A 16,028-nucleotide genomic window follows, 5' to 3' on the forward strand; every position below is an offset into this window, starting at 1 on the left:
GCGACCACCGACATTCGGACACGAAAAGACCAGGCCACAGCAACTATCGACACGAACAGTGGAGAACCCGAGGGGACACCACACCGGTGCAGAACAAGTGACCGCGGGGCGGGACCCTTCGACAAGCTCAGGAACCCAGTTACGCGACCAACAAGCGCCAGCGCGGCGGGCCCTTCGACAAGCTCAGGGACCCAGTTACGCGACCAACAAGCGCCAGCGGGGCGGGACCCTTCGACAAGCTCAGGAACCCAGATGTGTGAGCAACCGGCATCCGCGGGGCGGGACCGTCCACCGGACGCTATCTGTCACGCGCATCGCCGGTTGTCAATCCCGTGGCCGCCTCGCGCGCGCGGTGCGAGGGTGGGATCTCCATCGACCCCCATCAGGAGAGGAAGACGCCATGAGCGCTGGAGACGACATCAAGAACACCGCCGAGAAGCTGGTCGGAAAGGCCAAGGAGGGCGTGGGCAAGCTCACCGACAACGAGAAGCTCGAGGCCGAGGGCCGTGCCGACCAGACCAAGGCGTCCGCCAAGCAGGCCGGCGAGAACGTGAAGGACGCGGCGGAGAACGCCGGCAAGAACGTCCGCGACGCGTTCGAGCGCTGATCACGCGCAACCAGCGCTGATCACGCGCAACCGGCCGCAGACGCAGAGGAGGCCCGCCACTCGGGCGGGCCTCCTCTTTCTGGCTCTGGACGCGCTAGCTGCGACGGCTGCCGGTGATCGACCGGAGCAGCCAGGCGATCACGGCGATCGCGAGGAGCACCAGGCCCACCCACAGGAGGAACTGCAGAGACTGCACGAGTCCTCCGGTGATCGCGAGGATCACGGCGATGACGATGACGATGATGAGGAGGATGTTCATCGTTCTTCCCTTCTCTTCGAGGCGGGCGCCCCGATTGCTGTGACCCCACGGTAGCGACGACCACCCATCGCGGCAGAGGGGGTTGACGCGGATGCCTCGGCAATGCGAGTACGCGAGAACACCCCCCTCCTCGAAGACGAGGCAGGGTTCGAGAAAAGGAGAGATCATGCCCGGACGGCGGAACAACTCACTGAAGGATCCGGAACTCTACGAGGAGCTCCGCGATGACGGCGCGTCGAAGGAGAAGGCCGCGCGCATCTCGAACGCCGCGGCCCGGGACGGCCGCAAGGCCGTCGGCAGGCGCGGCGGCGAGAGCGGCGACTACGAGGACTGGACCGTCGCCGAACTGCGCGCACGCGCGAAGGAACTGGGGATCACCGGCTACAGCGGCAAGCGCAAGGCCGAGATCATCTCGATGCTGCGGAACCACTAGGCGGATTCGGTGGCGCGCTTCGGCATCGAGGAGGAGTTCCTGCTGGTCGACCGCGAAACGCTCGTGCCGCTGGCATCGGCACCGGGTTCACGCGAGCGACTCGCGCGCGAGGTGTCCGACCGGCGCATCGGCGGACAGATCTACCCCGAATTCCTCACCTCGCAGGTCGAGTGCGTCACCGATCCGCTCCTCTCGCGGGCGGATGCCGTGACGCAGCTCGACGGACTGCGACGGATGCTCACCGCACACGCCGCCGCGAACGACGCCGTCGTCGCCGCATCCGGAACGCCTTTCCACACGACACGGCAGGCGATGATCTCCTCCTCACCGCACTACGACCGAGTCGCGACACAACTCGGTTCCATCGCTCGCGGTCACGAAGTCAACGGTCTTCACGTGCACGTGGAGGTGGCGGACGCCGAGGAGCGCGTGCGCGCTCTCAACCGCCTGCGCGGCTGGCTTCCCGTCCTGCTCGCCCTCACCGGGAACAGCCCTTTCACAGAGGGCGCCGACACCGGCTTCGCGAGCTGGCGGAGCATCCTGATCCGACGTCTCCCGGCGACCTGGACGCCGCCGTACTTCCGTGACCTCGACGACTACGTACGACAGGTCGAGCGCCTGCTCGCCCTCGGAGCGATCCCCGAGCGATCGTCGCTGTCGTGGGCGGCGCGCGTCTCGGACCGCTTCCCCACGGTCGAGGCCCGGGTGTGCGACGCGCAGCTCGACATCGATGACACGGTCTTCGCGGCGACGCTGATCCGCGCGATCGCGGTCAACGGCGACCTGCCGGCGGCATCCGCTCCTGTGGAGGAGATCGACGCCGTCCTCTGGGTGTCCGCACGGTACGGGATGCGGGCGATCGTCGTCGATCCCACCACCGGCGAACACACGGATGCCTGGACTGCCGCACAGCGTTTGGTCGATCTGGTGCGCCCCGGCCTCGAGGAACTCGGCGACGCGGAGTTCGTCATCGACCACCTCGCTCGCCTCCGCGTCGAGGGAACAGGCGCCGAGCGGCAACGGCGCGCGTATGCGCGCGAGGGCATGGACGGGCTACGCCGGCTGCATCTTGCGGGAGCCGCAAGCGTACCCGCGTCCACACCACCATCGGCGGCGGCCGCGGCGGAGTGAGTTCCCGGATGCCGCGCACGACCAGGTTCTCGGCATCCGCCCTCGATGTCCTTGGCCGGGAGTAGCCTTCGCCTGTGGCATCCTTCTCCGGCCTCCAACGCCTGGTCATCTCGATCGCGGTCCTCGCGTCGTTCGTGACGTTCCTCGACGGCACGGTCGTCAACGTCGCGCTGCCCGCGATCAGCCGCGAACTGGGCGGCGGCATCACGACCCAGCAGTGGGTGGTCGACGCCTACCTGATCACGCTGAGTGCGCTGATCCTGCTGGCCGGTTCGGTCTCCGACGCCTACGGGCGCGTACTCGTGATGCGGGTGGGACTCATCGCGTTCGGTATCGCCTCGATCGCGGTGGCCGCGGCCCCCGACCCGCTGGTGCTCATCATCGCCCGCGCAGCCCAGGGCGCGGCGGGCGCCCTGCTGGTGCCGAGCTCTCTCGCCCTGATCACCGCCACCATGCGCTCGGACGTGCAGTCGCGCGCGATCGGGGTGTGGACGGCGTTCACGACCGCGGCGCAACTGGTCGGACCTCTGCTGGGCGGACTCTTCGTCGATTACCTGTCGTGGCGCTTCGTGTTCCTCATCAACGTGCTGCCCATCGCGGTGAATCTGATCCTGCTGTCCCGTCTGAAGCTGGCCGAGAAGCCGAGCGGTCGCCGCGTCGACTGGTTCAGCGGCTCGCTGTGCGCCATCGGCCTCGGAGCCGTGGTGTTCGCCCTCATCGAGCAACCGAACTACGGCTGGGGTTCCCCCGCGATCTGGATCCCCGGAGTCGCCGGAGCCCTGCTGTTCGCGTGGTTCCTGCTGCGCCAGCGGGGCTCGGAGTCTCCGCTCATGCCGCTCTGGCTGTTCCGCGTGCGCGACTTCGGGTGGGGAAACCTCGCCACTCTCTTCGTCTACGCCGCGCTCTCGCTCAACGGGTTCGTCGTGGGTGTCTATCTGCAGCAGGGCGCCGGTCTCAGCGCCACCGCCGCCGGCCTCGCCAGCCTGCCGATGACGATCCTGATGATCCTCGTCAGCTCACGCGCGGGCGCCTGGGCCGGGCGCTTCGGTCCGCGCATCTTCATGACGGTCGGCCCCGCGGTCATGGCCGCAGGCGCCCTCATGCTGTTGCTCGTCGGCACCGAGTTCGACTACTGGTGGCAGGTGCTCCCGGCCATGATCGTCATGGGCCTGGGCCTCGCCCTGACGGTCGCGCCGCTGACCGCCGCGATCCTCGGCGCGATCGACCAGGAGCACTCCGGCATCGCCTCGGCCGTCAACAACGCCGTCGCCCGCGTCGCCGGACTCCTCGTCGTCGCGATGCTGTCGACCATCGTCGGCGGCATGCTCGACCTCGACGGATTCCACAGCGCCGCCTGGGTCACCGCCGCACTGCTCGTGCTGGGAGCGATCGTGTCGTGGATCGGCATCCGCCGCAACCCCGCCGAGGTCGAAGACGCCGTGACCCCGGCATCCGCCCCCTCCCCGGCGTCGCCCACCACCTGACCCACGACCTGACCCACGACCTGACTCGGGCCCTGACTCTGGTCCCCGCTACGCGGGATCTCGCAGATCTGCAGTCGTCTCACACGAATCCGATCGATTCGCTCCGAGATCTCTGCAGATCTGCGAGATCCGCTCAGGCGCGGCGACGCCGGCGCAGTGCAGCTGCGCCCGCGGTCGCGGCACCGGCGGCGAGCAGACCGCCGGCCAGGAAGAGCGCGGCGGCCGGCACGTCCCCGCCGGTCGTCGCGAGGTCGTCCTGGACACCCGCATCGGATGCTCCGCCCGAGCCCGAACCGGAGCCCGTGCCCGAACCCTCACCGGGCGTACCAGGGTCGACGGGGTCCACCGGATCGACCGGATCGACCGGATCGACCGGATCGACCGGATCGACGGCATCCGCGACCGCGACCGGCGCGCTCTCGACCGCTGCCGCGTCCAGCGCGGTCACGACCCAGCTCTCCCCCGCCGCGCGCGCAGCAACATCCGCGACATCCGCATCATCGGTACCCGCATCACCGGTACCCGCATCACCGGCATCCGCACCCGTACCCGCACCGGCGCCCGAATCACCGTCCGCAGGAAGCGCCCACGCGAACTCCCCCGATCCCCCGGCCCACACCGTGTCGACCAGCGTTCCCGGGGCGGCGACGATCTCCTCGGCCGTACCGGTGCCGCGGTAGATCGCGTACTGGCGCGCCTCCACCGCATCACCGGCCGCCCAGACGAGCGCGTCGTCGTCGACCGCGACGTCCGTCGGGGCGGCGACCGCGCCGTCCGACAGCCACGGCTTCGCCGGAACAACGGTCGGATGTGCGAACGCCTCGGCCTTCAGAAGTTCGATGGCGGAGTTCTTCGCCTGGTTCTTGGGCTGCTGATCGGCGGGCAGCGCCGCGATGTCGCTCGGCTTCATGTCGTTGTAGCTGAACAGCACACTGCCATCGATGCCGTCGAGCTTCTGGTTGAAGCGGATCTGGTTCGGCACCTCTTCGGGGTTCATCCACGCGGCCTCCCAGCCGCCGTTGTTGACGTGCTTGTAGAGCGCATGCCCGACGTAGATCTGGGTGCGACTATCGGCGGCGGTGGCGCTCCACCACTGCGCGAGCTCCCCATAGGGGGCTGCCGCCTGGTCGAAGCTCCAGTAGATCTGCGGAGTGAGGTAGTCGATCAGCTCGTCCTGCACCCAGCCGCGAGTGTCGGCGAACACCGCGCTGCTGTAGGTCTGCGACGAACCGGTCGGGGTGTTCGATCCGGCGGGGTCGAGTGCCTTGTGCTCCCAGATGCCGAACGGGCTGATGCCGAGCTGCACGGCGGTGCCGGCATCCGCATTGTGCGCGTCGATGACATCTCCGACCTGCGTGACGAGGCCGGTGATGTTGTCGCGTCGCCACGCCTCGATACCCGCCTGCGTGTCGGAATACCCGGCGGTGAGCCCGAACTCCTCGAAGGTCGCGCGGTCCTCGCCCTGCGCACCGAAGAAGACGTTCGCACCGTCGACCGTGATCCGGTACGGGTAGAAGTAGTCGTCGAAGTGGATCGCATCGACGTCGTAGTTCTCGACGATCTCGGCGACGGATGCCGCGACGTAGGCCGGCACCTCGGGCTGCCCCGGGTCGAGGAACAGCTTCTCCTCGAACGACAGCACCCAGTCGGGATGCTGCACGGCGAAGTTGTCGTCGGCGAGGATGCCGGCCCCGTTGAGGGCGGCGATGTACTCCGGAATCGTGAGCGCCTTCACCTCGTCGGCGGTCAGGCCGAGGGCGGTGAGGATCGCGGGGGCGGTCATCTTGGTGTTGGTGACTCGGTACGGGTTGAGCCACGCGTGGAACTCCATGCCGCGCGCGTGCGTCGCATCGACCATCTTCTGCAGCGGGTCGTAGCCCGGGTCGGTTCCCTGCGGGCCACCGAGGAACTCCGACCACGGGTTCAGCTCCGAGGGGTAGTACGCGTCGAGCAGCGGACGCACCTGGAAGATCACGGCGTTCATGTTCCACGCCTCGAAGTCGTCGAGAACGGTGGCGTACCTCGCGTCGAAGTCGGCGGCATCCGCGGGCTTGCCGAAGTTGAGGTTGCCGATCGTCCCGACCCACGCACTCGAGAAGCGCCGGTTCTCCGCGTCGAAGGCGGTGGGGATCGTGACCTGCTCCCCCGAGCCCGGGAACGTCTCGACGGGATCGGTGCCGTAGCCGTAGGTGCCGTCGGCATCCTTCACATACTTGTAGAGCGGCTCCTCGTCGGAAGCGGCGACGGCCGCGGCCGGGAGCGCGAGCATCAACAGGGCGGCTGTCGCGGCGGCGGTGGTTCTTCTCAGCATCGAGTCCTCGTTCACTTCGGCGTTCACGGTGATAACCATTTCCACATTTGGCATTGTTAGTGGAACTAACTAACAGCGTGCCACAGCATCCGCCCAATCACCACCCCGTCACGACCCCGACGCCCGTCCCGAGGACATAGAAGAGGCCCGCAGCCGACGGCCGCGAGCCCCTCCGAGAAGAGATCAGCTGACGGGGCTGAGCGTCTTCGCGATGTGCGTATGCACAGCGGTGAGCCACGAAAGGAGGAACTCGGTGGTGGACTCGTCGGTGACCTCTCCGTCGTCGGTGATCAGCCCTTCGCGCAGGTGCACGTAGGCCTCCGGCTGCGAGAGCTCGGGCGAGGCGAGGAACGAGAGGATCGAGCGCAGGTGCTGCTGGGCGACCGCAGTGCCGATCGCGCCGATCGAGGCGCCGATCACGGCCGAGGGCTTGCCGGCGAAGCTGTTCTGACCCCACGGGCGGCTGGCCGTGTCGAGCGCGTTCTTCAGCACGCCCGGCACCGAGCGGTTGTACTCGGGAGTGATGACGATGATGCCGTCGGATGCCTCGATCGCCTTCTTGAACGACGCGGCCTCAGCGGGGATCGCACCGTCGTTGTCAGCCGAGTAGAAGGGGAGGTCTGCTAGGGGGATCTCGGTGAGGTTCAGCCCGGCCTGCGGCGCGAGCTTCACGAGCGCCTTCGACAGACGGCGGTTGATGGAGGTCGAGGAGATGCTGCCGACGACGAAGCCGACGTCATAGGTGGTGGTCATGGGAAATCCTTCCGAATACATGCACGTGCATGAAGACGGAACGGTGAGCGCTGCATCCGCATTCCCGACGCGCCGGGTAGATTTCTGACATGCGCACCTCCCCCCACTCCCGTCGCACTTTCCGTCGGAATGAGCGCGCCAGGGCGACAGGAAATGCGACGGGAGCGGCGGTTCTCGCGCTCGTCGCGCTCGTCGCGACGGGGTGCGCCGCATCGGGGGCGGACGGAGCGGATGGGACGGACGCGACGGATGCTGCGGCATCCGGCACCTTCACCGCACCGCCCGCCGGCGCGCAGCCCGACTACCAGCTCGGCGGCGCCTACGACCCGGCATCCGACGTCGGGATCGTCGGCCGCGACCGCGCGGCCGAGCCCGCCGACGGCGTCTACTCGGTCTGCTACGTCAACGGCTTCCAGACCCAGCCGGGCGAGTTCGACCTGTGGGACGACGATCTGCTGCTGCAGCGCGACGATGAACCGGTGTTCGACCCGGACTGGCCCGACGAGGCGCTGGTCGACACGTCCAGCAGCGAGAAGCGTGACCGCATCGCGGCCCTCGTCACGCCCTGGATCGAGGGATGCGCGGGTGCCGGCTTCGACGCGGTCGAGTTCGACAATCTCGACTCGTACACCCGCTCCGACGGCGCGCTGACCCTCGACGGCAACCTCGCCCTCGCGACGATGCTCGTCGACGCCGCCCACGACGCCGGCCTGGCCGCCGGCCAGAAGAACGCCGCCGAGGATGCCGCGGTGCTGCACGACGAGGCGGGATTCGACTTCGCCGTCACCGAGGAGTGCGCAGCCTACGAGGAGTGCGGCGCGTACACGGAGGTCTACGGCGACGCCGTGATCGACATCGAGTACACCGATGAACTGCCCCGCACGTTCGCCGAGATGTGCGCCGACCCCGAGTCGCCGGCGTCGATGGTGCTGCGCGACCGCGACCTCGTCACACCGGACGACGACGCCTACGTGTTCGAGACCTGCTGAGAGCCTCGGGACCGACGCCGATACGGTGGACGCATGACCACGGATGCCCGCGTCACCGCGATCCTCGACGAACTGCCCGGACTCGTCGACGCAGGCCTCCACGACGGACGCCGGTGGTTCGCTCGCTGGCACGAGGGCGCGGTCCGGCTGCTCGACGACCGGTTGAGCGAAGTCAGCGGCCGTGCCCTCGCGCTGACCGGCGACGTGCGCGTGCGTGCGGCATCCGCCGTCGGTCGCCTGGTGCTCAGCGCGGGGAGCGACGCCGTGCTCGTCGGAGAAGACACCGTGACAATCCCCGGGCTCGCCATCGATTCCGCGGCGTTCATCGGCGATCTCGTACTCGCGACCGCGCCCGCGCCCGGCGATGGTGGCGGTCATCGAGTACTCCTGCTCGATCTCGCGACGGGGACTCTGCTCGACGAGAAGACGGTCGATGCCGACGATGCGATAGCGGCCATCCACCCGCATCCGCACGATCCCGTGGCCGTGATCGAGTTTGCGATGGGGCAAGACGGATGCCTGGCCCTCCGCGCCGACATCGACGCCACCGGCGAAACGAGCCCGAACCTCCGGTTGACCGAGATCCTTGCGGGGCAGGATCCCGTGATCGCGGGCTTTCGCCCCGCGGGCGACCGGCTGTTGGTGACCCCGTACCCCAGCGACCCCGAGACCGCTCGGGTGTTCGCCTGGCCGTCTCTCGAGGAGATCGGTCAGGTCTCGGCCACCGAGATCGGTGCCGAGTACGGCCTCGGGATCGCCGGCTGCTGGGTCGACGACGAGCGTGCCGCGATCTTCGCTCCGGAGGACGCTCTCGTGCTCACCGGCGCGGCGCTCGATTCGCCGGAACGCGCGGATCTGCCGGACGTGATCGGCGAGGAAGCCGGTGAGGTCGAGTCGCTCGTCGCGCTCGCTCCCGGCCGCATCGCCGCCGGCGTCTGGACTCCCGAGGGGCGGTCGACCCTGGTGATCGAATGCGGAGCCTCAGCCCGCTGAGACCGCGTCGCCCCTTCCCGCTGAGGGCTTCAGCATCCTCGTCGTCGGTCCGGTCTGGGGCGGCGAGGTCGGCACCGACCTCTTCGCCAGCCCGCAGGGAGTGTTCTTCGGACTGTTCCTGCCGTTGCTGTTCGGAACGATCGTGCTGCTGCTTTTCGTCGGCAGCGTCGACTGGTTCGGCACGCTGTTCGGTCGGCAGCCGATCCGCGGGCGCTGGTGGATGTGGATCGCGGTCGCCCTCGTCGCCGCCCCGATCGCGCTGCGCCTCGCGGGTATCGACTTCGGCGGCTACGACGTGCGGGTCATCGCGCTCACCTTCGCCTCCGGCCTGCTCATCGGCCTGACCGAGGAGGTGCTGACGCGCGGCATCGCCGTGAAGCTGCTCCGGGATGCCGGCTACCGCGAGGTCGCCGTCGCAGTGATCTCGTCGGCGATCTTCGCGCTGCTGCACGCGACGAACATCCTGTCGGGCCAGCCCGTGCTCACGGTGCTGGCCACGGTGGGCTTCGCGTTCGGCTTCGGCATGATGATGTATCTCGTGCTCCGCGCGACGGGCAATCTCGTATGGCCGATCCTGCTGCACGCGCTCACCGACCCCACGACCTTCCTCGCCACGGGCGGCATCGATGTCGCGCACGGCGATCAGAACACCCTGATCGGGCTCGCCGGACCGTTCAATCTCGTGTCCGTCGTGTTCGCGCTCGTCGCACTGTTCCTGATCCGTGGGCGCGTGAAGGCCATCGATCCCGCGCCCACGATGCCGGAGGACGGGAAGGCGTGACGCGGGCGCGAGATCCTCATCATCGCCGTCGCGCGCACTAATCTGGCCGCGTGCCTTCCGGAATCAGAGTCATCGCACGCACGACGAGTGTTATCGGACTGAGTTCCCTTGCCGCGCTGCACGCGATCTGGGCCAGCGGTTCGCCGTGGCCAGCGCAGAGCCCGAAGCGCCTGGCAGAGGCGGTCGTCGGGCAGAAAGTCACGATGCCCTCCGCAGCGCCGACGGCCGTCGTCGCCGCGGGAACCGCCGGGGCTGCACTCGCCGCGAGTGGAGCGCTCGGGAACGGTCGACTGATCCGCATCGGTCTGCGCTCACTGAGCATGGTGATGCTTCTCCGCGCAGCACTGGGGGGCGACGCAGCACTCGCCGCACTCGGAATGCCACCCGCCGGTAAGAGGTTCCAGCGACTCGATCGCCGCTGGTATCGCCCGTTCGCGGCGATCCTCGGTGCGGCGCTGTGGCTCAGCAGTCGACGGCGCTGACCTCGTTGTCAACGGGCATGCCCGTTGCCGACGGATGCCCCAGGCTGAAGCATCCGCCATCGATGAAGAACCCCGAGAGGACGACGCATGAGCGATGCGAGCACGACAGCCGACCAGGGCCCGAGTTCCTACCCCGATGACGAACGCGGCCCCTACGACGCCGCAGCGGATGCCGCCGCCGAACCCGCCGCGGACGGCAAGGTCTTCACGGCCGATGACGGGGAAGACCACGACGCCGACGACCGCGACGCGCTCGACCAGAGCGAGGGTCTGGCCCGCTGACGCCCGCGCCACGAACGTCGAGACCCACCGTGCGCGGGCGGGTGCGAGAGGTCAGACGCGGTCGTCGTCGACGACGGTCGTGGCCGTCGCGCCGCGGGCACGGCTGCGGCGCGTGATCAGCAGGATGATGCCGATCAGGAAGATCAGCACACCGGCCGCCATCAGGATGTAGCCGACGAGATCGAGATCGATCCAGTCGAGGCGAACCTCGAGCGCGAAGGTCAGGATGGCGCCGACCACGAACAAGAAGATTCCGGTTCCGATGCTCATGCGAGTGCTCCTTCCGGCATCCGGCGACGCCGTCCCGCCTCATGATGCCGGAATGCCGGGCCAGCGGAAAGGGCTTGACGTGGCCGGGGAGTCACGGGGCGGGACCCTTCGACAGGCTCAGGGACCCAGTCCCTGAGAGAGGGACCCAGTCCCTGAGAGAGGGACCCAGTCCCTGAGAGAGGGACCCAGCGTCCGGAGTTACGCGCGCTGCGGCGCCGCGGTCGAAGCGCGCACGATGAGCTGCGAGCCGAGCGTCGCGGCCTCGCCGACCACCGCGCCCGCGATCGCCTGCAACAGAAGATCGACACCGAGGGCTCCCGTGCGCTCGATCGGCATCTGCACGGTGGTGAGTCCGGGCGTGACGGCGCCGGCGAGATCGATGTCGTCGATCCCGACCAGACTCACGTCGTCGGGGCAGGAGAGTCCGAGGTCCAACAACCCGGCTTCGAGACCGATCGCGACGAGGTCGTTGTAGGCGACGACGGCGGTCGCCCCGCTGGCGGCGGCGAGCGCGGCGGCAGCCCGGCCGCCCTGGATGGATGCCTCGTGATGACTCAACCGGGTGAGGCGGATGCCGTGGCGCTCGCACGCGCGCTCGATCGTGTCGAATCGACGGGCGTCGGCCCACGACCCGCGCGGGCCGGAGGCATAGGCGATGTGCCGGTGCCCGAGCGCGACGAGGTGCTCGATCGCCTGGGCTGGGCCGTGCTCGGCATCCATGAGCACGGAGGGCAGACCGTCGATCTGCCGGTTCACCACGACCGCGGGCGTGCCGCCGACGAGGGAGACGACCTCGGCGTCGGGCAGTCGCGGGGAGCAGAGCAGGATGCCGTCGAGCTTGCGGGCCTGCTCGATCTGTTCGCGCTCGCGACGGAGGTCCTCGTCGGCGTCGAACAGCACGGTGCGGTGGCGTCCGTGCCAGGCCTGCCCCTGCACCGCCTTGAGGAGTTTGCCGTAGACGGGGTTGGCGACGTCGGGAACGATGACCCCGAGCGTTCGGGTCGCGGTGCCCGTCTGCGGACCCGCGTAGCCGAGGTCGGCCGCCGCTTCGAGCACGCGTTCGCGGGTGGTCGGGGCCAGGCGCTCGGGTTCGCCGAAGGCACGCGATGCCGTGGCGATCGAGACGCCTGCGCGCTTCGCCACGTCGGTCAATGTCGCTGCCACGTCCACCCCTCCGGTTCCCGCAATCCTATGGCACGCCGTCCGTCATGAAACGGGCTTGACATGTTTGTACAAATCATTCACACTGCTTTACATGACGATCAACGCCGATCTCCGGATCCTGAGCCGCGCCACCCCCGCGACCACCGCTCCGCTGGTCACCCCCTCAGGCTCCGGCATCCTCCACCTCGGCCTCGGTAGCTTCCACCGGGCGCACCAGGCGATGTACACCGCCGCCGCCATCGCCCAGGGCGACGGCGACTGGGGAATCATCGGCGCCGCCTCCCGCTCGCGAACGGTCGTCGACGCGATGCACGCACAGGACTTCCTCTACTCGGTCGCCACGATCTCCCCCGCGGGCACGAGCCTCGCGATCCCCGGAGTGCACACCGACGCCTTCGTCGCGGGCGACGAGCCCGCGCGCGTCGTCTCGCACATCGCCGATCCCGGCATCCGCATCGTCACGCTGACCGTCACCGAGAACGGCTACAGCTATTCCCCCGCCACCGAGCACCTCGACCTCGATGACGAGACCGTGCGCGCCGATCTGCAGGGCGGTTCCCCGCGGTCGACGATCGGCCAGCTCGCCCGCGGCCTCCAGGCCCGCGCCCTTGCCGGTGGCGAGCCGATCGCGATCCTCAGCTGCGACAACCTCGCCGCGAACGGCAAGCACACCGAGAAGCTCGTGCGCGAGTTCCTCCAGGCGCTGCCCGGCGACGAGGCATCCGATGCCCTCGCCTTCCTCGACCGCGCCGTGACCTTCCCGTCGAGCATGGTCGACCGCATCGTGCCGTCGACCACCCCGCACCTGCGCGACGAGGTCACCGGTCTGCTCGGCGCGGTCGACGCCATCCCGGTGCCCGGCGAACCGTTCACGATGTGGGCCATCGAGGACGCGTTCGCCGGCGGACGCCCGGCCTGGGAGGCCGGCGGCGCCGTGTTCACCTCCGAGGTCGGCCGCTACGAGCAGATGAAGGTGCGCCTGCTCAACGGCACGCATTCCCTCATCGCCTACCTCGGCGCCCTCCGCGGGGTCGGCACGATCCCCGAGGCGATCGGCATCGACCGGATCGCGGATGCCGCACGCGGCGTCATGCGCGGCGAGTACGAGCCGTCGGTCGACGTGCCCACCGGTGTCGACATCCGTGCCTACGAGGCGGAGCTGTTCGAGCGCTGGGGCAACAGCGCGCTCGGCCACCAGACCCGCCAGGTCGGCTCGGACGGCTCGGTGAAACTGCGCCAGCGCATCCCGGAGCCCGCGCTCCTCGCGCTCGGACAGGGGCGGATGCCGCACCTCATCGCTCTCACGGTCGCCGGGTACCTGTCGTGCCACGCGCCACTCGGCGGTTTCGACCCCGGCGTGCACGCGAAGGCGATGACCGACCCCGTCCGCGAACGCCTCGCCGTGCTGGCGGCAGGAGCGCGCGACGGCGTCGACCTCGCCCGCCGCGTGATCATCGATCACCGCCTGTTCGGCAGCGAACTCGCTCACCAGGACGCCTTCGCCGCGCGGGTCGGTGAGCTGGTCGACACGATCCGCCGCTCCGGCGTCGACGCCGCGATCGCCGATGCCCTCTCCGCCTCCCCCTCCCCTGGGGAAGAGGGCAAGCTCGACAACCACACCACCGCCACGAAGGAGGCCCGCCGATGAAGTCGCTCGTCATCCACGGCAAAGAAGACATCCGCTGGGACGACCGGGAGACCCCGGAGCCCGGAGCGGGCGAGGTGCGACTGCGCGTCGGCTTCGTCGGCATCTGCGGATCCGACCTCCACTACTACTTCCACGGCGCCAACGGCGAGTACACGATCCGCGAGCCCCTCGTGCCCGGCCACGAGCTCTCCGGCGTCGTCGACCTCGACCCCTCGGGCCGCCTCGCCCCCGGCACCCCGGTGACGGTGCACCCCGCGCGCTACGGAGCATCCGTCCCCGGCCTCGAGGACCGCCCGCACCTGCGTCCCGGTGGCGACTACCTCGGCAGCGCCGCGGCGAACCCGCACCGTCAGGGCGGAGCATCCGAGCTGCTGATCGTCGAGGAGCACATGATCCGTGTGCTGCCCGACGGCCTGCCCCTCGAGCGCGCCGCGCTCGCCGAGCCCCTCGCCGTCGCACTGCACGCCGTGGGCCTCGCCGGCGACATCAGCGGGAAGCGCGTGCTCGTGATCGGCGCCGGCCCCATCGGTCTGCTCGTCGTGGCCGCGGCCGTGCACGCGGGAGCGGGAGTCGTCGGCGCGAGTGACGTGCGCACCGAGCCGCTCGAGCGCGCGCAGGCTCTCGGCGCGACCGAGGTCGCCCTCGTCGGCCGCGACACGATCCAGAACGAGTCGTACGACGTCGTCTTCGAGTGCTCGGGCGTGGGCGTCGCCCTCACCCAGGCCGTTCGCGCCACCCGCCGCACCGGCACCATCGTGCAGGTCGGCATGCTCCCCAACAGCGACATCGGCGTGAACCTCGCGCCGCTGCTGGCGAAGGAGCTCACGATCCGCGGCGCCTTCCGCTTCTCCACCGAGATCGATGACGCCGTGCGCATGCTCGCGGAGTCGGATGCTCTCGACCCCGTGATCTCGCACGTGCTCCCGGCATCCGACGCCGTGAACGCATTCACGATCGCCCGCGACTCCTCCGCCTCGGCGAAGGTCCTGCTCTCCCTCTAGTTCACCCCTCACGTTTCCCGTACGAAGGAGTACCTCCCATGTCAGACGCCACCACGGCGGCCCCGGCCGCCGATCCCACCGCGAAGAGGTCAGTGCGCGACCTCGTGCGCGCCGCCATCTCGGGCTGGCTCGGCACCGCGCTCGAGTTCATGGACTACCAGCTCTACTCGCTGGCGGCCGCACTCGTCTTCGCCGATCTGTTCTTCTCGTCCGAGAACCCCGCCGTCGCGGTCGTCGCCGCGATGGCCACCTACGGCGTCGGCTACGTGGCCCGCCCGGTAGGCGCGTTCTTCTTCGCCCGTCTCGGCGACAAGACCGGCCGCACGAAGGTGCTCTTCTACACGATCCTGCTCATGGGTCTCGCGACGACGCTCATCGGCTTCCTGCCGACGTACTCGCAGGTGGGCGTTCTCGCGCCGATCCTGCTCGTGCTGCTGCGCATCGCCCAGGGCTTCGGTGCGGGCGCCGAGATCTCGGGTGCCGGCGTCATGCTCGCCGAGTACGCGCCGGCGAAGCGGCGCGGCATCATCGCCTCGCTCGTCGCGCTCGGCACGAACTGCGGCACGCTGCTCGCCTCGGGTATCTGGGCGATCCTGCTCGTCGCCTACAGCGAGGACGAGGTCATCGCGTGGGCGTGGCGCATCCCCTTCATCGCCAGCGCGGTCATCATGCTCTTCGCGATCTGGGTGCGTTTCAACCTCAAGGAGACCCCGGTCTTCGAGGAGCGCGACGACGTCGTCGACGGCAAGGCGCTTTCGAAGGCCGAGACCATCCAGCTCGCCACCGAGACCGGTGACATCCGCACGCTCGAGGCCATGCAGCGCAAGCCCTGGAAGGCCTTCTCGATCGCGCTGCTGCTGCGCTTCGGTCAGGCCGGCAACTCGGGCATGATCCAGACGTACCTCATCAGCTACATCACCGTCGTGCTGCTGCTCGACCGCTCGATCGGCGTCAACGCCGTGATCGTCTCGTCGCTCGTCGCCTTCATCACGGTGCCGCTGTCGGGCTGGCTCGGCGACCGCTTCGGCCGCAAGCGCATGTACATGGTGTGGGCGATCATCGCCCTGATCGTCATCGTCCCGACCATGCTCATGATCAGCAGCAAGGACACCCTGCAGGTCTTCATCGGCTACGTCGTGCTGCACAACCTCGCGGTGATGAGCTTCGCGTCGCTCGAGAACCTCACGCTCCCCGAACTCTTCGGCGCCCGCAACCGCTACACGTTCACGGCCATGGCCCGCGAGATCGCCGCGATCGTCGCGACCGGCGCCGGCCCCGTGATCGCCGCCGCGTGGGTGTCGGCCGTGACCGGATCGTTCATCCCGATCATCATCATGCTCGTGTTCTTCACGCTCTGCGCGCTCGTCGCATCGATCTGGATGCCCGAGGTCGCCGGTCGCGATCTGACCGACCCGCGCGACGCGATCTGACCCCTCTACC

At 69.0% G+C, this 16,028-nt stretch carries 17 protein-coding genes; 12 read left to right on the forward strand and 5 right to left on the reverse strand.

Going from position 1 to position 16,028, the window contains the following annotated elements; all coding sequences use genetic code 11:
* Positions 1–400 precede the first annotated feature (400 nt).
* Positions 401–607, forward strand: coding sequence for a CsbD family protein (locus tag ACFY9N_RS16605; protein WP_391480002.1), 207 nt, complete (start codon positions 401–403; stop codon positions 605–607).
* A gap of 94 nt (positions 608–701) precedes the next feature.
* Here ACFY9N_RS16605 and ACFY9N_RS16610 read toward each other — a convergent pair whose 3' ends face one another.
* Positions 702–866 (reverse strand): hypothetical protein, encoded by a 165-nt coding sequence (locus ACFY9N_RS16610; RefSeq protein ID WP_391480004.1) that lies wholly within the window; start codon positions 864–866, stop codon positions 702–704.
* A gap of 166 nt (positions 867–1,032) precedes the next feature.
* On the opposite strand from ACFY9N_RS16610, the gene ACFY9N_RS16615 reads away from it, so the two are divergent.
* The 3 genes from ACFY9N_RS16615 (at position 1,033) to ACFY9N_RS16625 (ending at position 3,914) form a co-directional block, all read left to right on the forward strand.
* Positions 1,033–1,299, forward strand: a complete 267-nt coding sequence (locus ACFY9N_RS16615; protein ID WP_391480005.1) for a Rho termination factor N-terminal domain-containing protein — start codon at positions 1,033–1,035, stop codon at positions 1,297–1,299.
* A gap of 9 nt (positions 1,300–1,308) precedes the next feature.
* A complete protein-coding gene (locus ACFY9N_RS16620; protein ID WP_391480006.1) occupies positions 1,309–2,430 on the forward strand; it encodes a YbdK family carboxylate-amine ligase in 1,122 nt (373 codons plus the stop codon).
* 74 nt (positions 2,431–2,504) lie between these two features.
* Positions 2,505–3,914 carry an MFS transporter gene (locus ACFY9N_RS16625; RefSeq protein ID WP_391480008.1) on the forward strand — a complete coding sequence of 470 codons (1,410 nt, stop codon included), beginning with the start codon at positions 2,505–2,507 and terminating at the stop codon, positions 3,912–3,914.
* Between the two features lie 133 nt (positions 3,915–4,047).
* On the opposite strand, the gene ACFY9N_RS16630 is transcribed toward ACFY9N_RS16625, so the two are convergent.
* Together ACFY9N_RS16630 and ACFY9N_RS16635 are read right to left on the reverse strand one after the other, a co-directional pair.
* Positions 4,048–6,264, reverse strand: coding sequence for a glycoside hydrolase family 10 protein (locus tag ACFY9N_RS16630; RefSeq protein ID WP_391480009.1), 2,217 nt, complete (start codon positions 6,262–6,264; stop codon positions 4,048–4,050).
* Between the two features lie 144 nt (positions 6,265–6,408).
* Positions 6,409–6,978: an NADPH-dependent FMN reductase gene (locus tag ACFY9N_RS16635; RefSeq protein WP_391480010.1), complete on the reverse strand. Its 570-nt coding sequence runs from the start codon at positions 6,976–6,978 to the stop codon at positions 6,409–6,411.
* A gap of 89 nt (positions 6,979–7,067) precedes the next feature.
* On the opposite strand from ACFY9N_RS16635, the gene ACFY9N_RS16640 reads away from it, so the two are divergent.
* The 5 genes from ACFY9N_RS16640 to ACFY9N_RS16660 all read left to right on the forward strand — a co-directional run bounded on the left by ACFY9N_RS16640 (position 7,068) and on the right by ACFY9N_RS16660 (position 10,505).
* Positions 7,068–7,967: an endo alpha-1,4 polygalactosaminidase gene (locus tag ACFY9N_RS16640; RefSeq protein ID WP_391480011.1), complete on the forward strand. Its 900-nt coding sequence runs from the start codon at positions 7,068–7,070 to the stop codon at positions 7,965–7,967.
* A gap of 33 nt (positions 7,968–8,000) precedes the next feature.
* Positions 8,001–8,960 (forward strand): hypothetical protein, encoded by a 960-nt coding sequence (locus ACFY9N_RS16645; RefSeq protein WP_391480012.1) that lies wholly within the window; start codon positions 8,001–8,003, stop codon positions 8,958–8,960.
* A gap of 100 nt (positions 8,961–9,060) precedes the next feature.
* Complete coding sequence (locus tag ACFY9N_RS16650) at positions 9,061–9,741, forward strand: CPBP family intramembrane glutamic endopeptidase (protein ID WP_391480014.1); 681 nt, start codon at positions 9,061–9,063, stop codon at positions 9,739–9,741.
* 50 nt (positions 9,742–9,791) lie between these two features.
* Entirely contained in the window at positions 9,792–10,223 is a 432-nt protein-coding gene (locus ACFY9N_RS16655; RefSeq protein ID WP_391480015.1) for a DUF3995 domain-containing protein, read from the forward strand.
* An 87-nt stretch (positions 10,224–10,310) separates the two neighbouring features.
* Positions 10,311–10,505, forward strand: coding sequence for a hypothetical protein (locus tag ACFY9N_RS16660; RefSeq protein ID WP_391480017.1), 195 nt, complete (start codon positions 10,311–10,313; stop codon positions 10,503–10,505).
* 51 nt (positions 10,506–10,556) lie between these two features.
* Here ACFY9N_RS16660 and ACFY9N_RS16665 read toward each other — a convergent pair whose 3' ends face one another.
* Both ACFY9N_RS16665 and ACFY9N_RS16670 read right to left on the reverse strand, forming a co-directional pair.
* Complete coding sequence (locus ACFY9N_RS16665; protein ID WP_391480018.1) at positions 10,557–10,775, reverse strand: DUF6458 family protein; 219 nt, start codon at positions 10,773–10,775, stop codon at positions 10,557–10,559.
* Between the two features lie 198 nt (positions 10,776–10,973).
* Positions 10,974–11,939: a LacI family DNA-binding transcriptional regulator gene (locus ACFY9N_RS16670; protein ID WP_391480019.1), complete on the reverse strand. Its 966-nt coding sequence runs from the start codon at positions 11,937–11,939 to the stop codon at positions 10,974–10,976.
* A 91-nt stretch (positions 11,940–12,030) separates the two neighbouring features.
* On the opposite strand from ACFY9N_RS16670, the gene ACFY9N_RS16675 reads away from it, so the two are divergent.
* From ACFY9N_RS16675 to ACFY9N_RS16685, 3 genes are read left to right on the forward strand one after another with little or no spacing between them, the layout of a single operon-like run.
* Complete coding sequence (locus ACFY9N_RS16675; protein ID WP_391480020.1) at positions 12,031–13,587, forward strand: mannitol dehydrogenase family protein; 1,557 nt, start codon at positions 12,031–12,033, stop codon at positions 13,585–13,587.
* Entirely contained in the window at positions 13,584–14,588 is a 1,005-nt protein-coding gene (locus ACFY9N_RS16680) for an L-idonate 5-dehydrogenase (protein WP_391480021.1), read from the forward strand. Before ACFY9N_RS16675 ends, ACFY9N_RS16680 begins: the two co-directional genes overlap by 4 nt.
* Before the next feature lie 38 nt (positions 14,589–14,626).
* Positions 14,627–16,018, forward strand: a complete 1,392-nt coding sequence (locus ACFY9N_RS16685; protein WP_391480022.1) for an MFS transporter — start codon at positions 14,627–14,629, stop codon at positions 16,016–16,018.
* Positions 16,019–16,028 lie beyond the last annotated feature (10 nt).

Origin of the sequence: Microbacterium sp. NPDC008134, assembly GCF_042957055.1 — a bacterium.
Classification (GTDB): Bacteria; Actinomycetota; Actinomycetes; order Actinomycetales; family Microbacteriaceae; genus Microbacterium.

Bases quoted from the DNA above. Each gene is read 5' to 3' on its own strand.
- ACFY9N_RS16605 (WP_391480002.1), top strand. From the start codon at position 401: ATGAGCGCTGGAGACGACATCAAGAACACCGCCGAGAAGCTGGTCGGA.
- ACFY9N_RS16610 (WP_391480004.1), bottom strand. From the start codon at position 866: ATGAACATCCTCCTCATCATCGTCATCGTCATCGCCGTGATCCTCGCG.
- ACFY9N_RS16615 (WP_391480005.1), top strand. From the start codon at position 1,033: ATGCCCGGACGGCGGAACAACTCACTGAAGGATCCGGAACTCTACGAG.
- ACFY9N_RS16630 (WP_391480009.1), bottom strand. From the start codon at position 6,264: ATGGTTATCACCGTGAACGCCGAAGTGAACGAGGACTCGATGCTGAGA.
- ACFY9N_RS16635 (WP_391480010.1), bottom strand. From the start codon at position 6,978: ATGACCACCACCTATGACGTCGGCTTCGTCGTCGGCAGCATCTCCTCG.
- ACFY9N_RS16640 (WP_391480011.1), top strand. From the start codon at position 7,068: ATGCGCACCTCCCCCCACTCCCGTCGCACTTTCCGTCGGAATGAGCGC.
- ACFY9N_RS16645 (WP_391480012.1), top strand. From the start codon at position 8,001: ATGACCACGGATGCCCGCGTCACCGCGATCCTCGACGAACTGCCCGGA.
- ACFY9N_RS16660 (WP_391480017.1), top strand. From the start codon at position 10,311: ATGAGCGATGCGAGCACGACAGCCGACCAGGGCCCGAGTTCCTACCCC.
- ACFY9N_RS16665 (WP_391480018.1), bottom strand. From the start codon at position 10,775: ATGAGCATCGGAACCGGAATCTTCTTGTTCGTGGTCGGCGCCATCCTG.
- ACFY9N_RS16675 (WP_391480020.1), top strand. From the start codon at position 12,031: ATGACGATCAACGCCGATCTCCGGATCCTGAGCCGCGCCACCCCCGCG.
- ACFY9N_RS16680 (WP_391480021.1), top strand. From the start codon at position 13,584: ATGAAGTCGCTCGTCATCCACGGCAAAGAAGACATCCGCTGGGACGAC.
- ACFY9N_RS16685 (WP_391480022.1), top strand. From the start codon at position 14,627: ATGTCAGACGCCACCACGGCGGCCCCGGCCGCCGATCCCACCGCGAAG.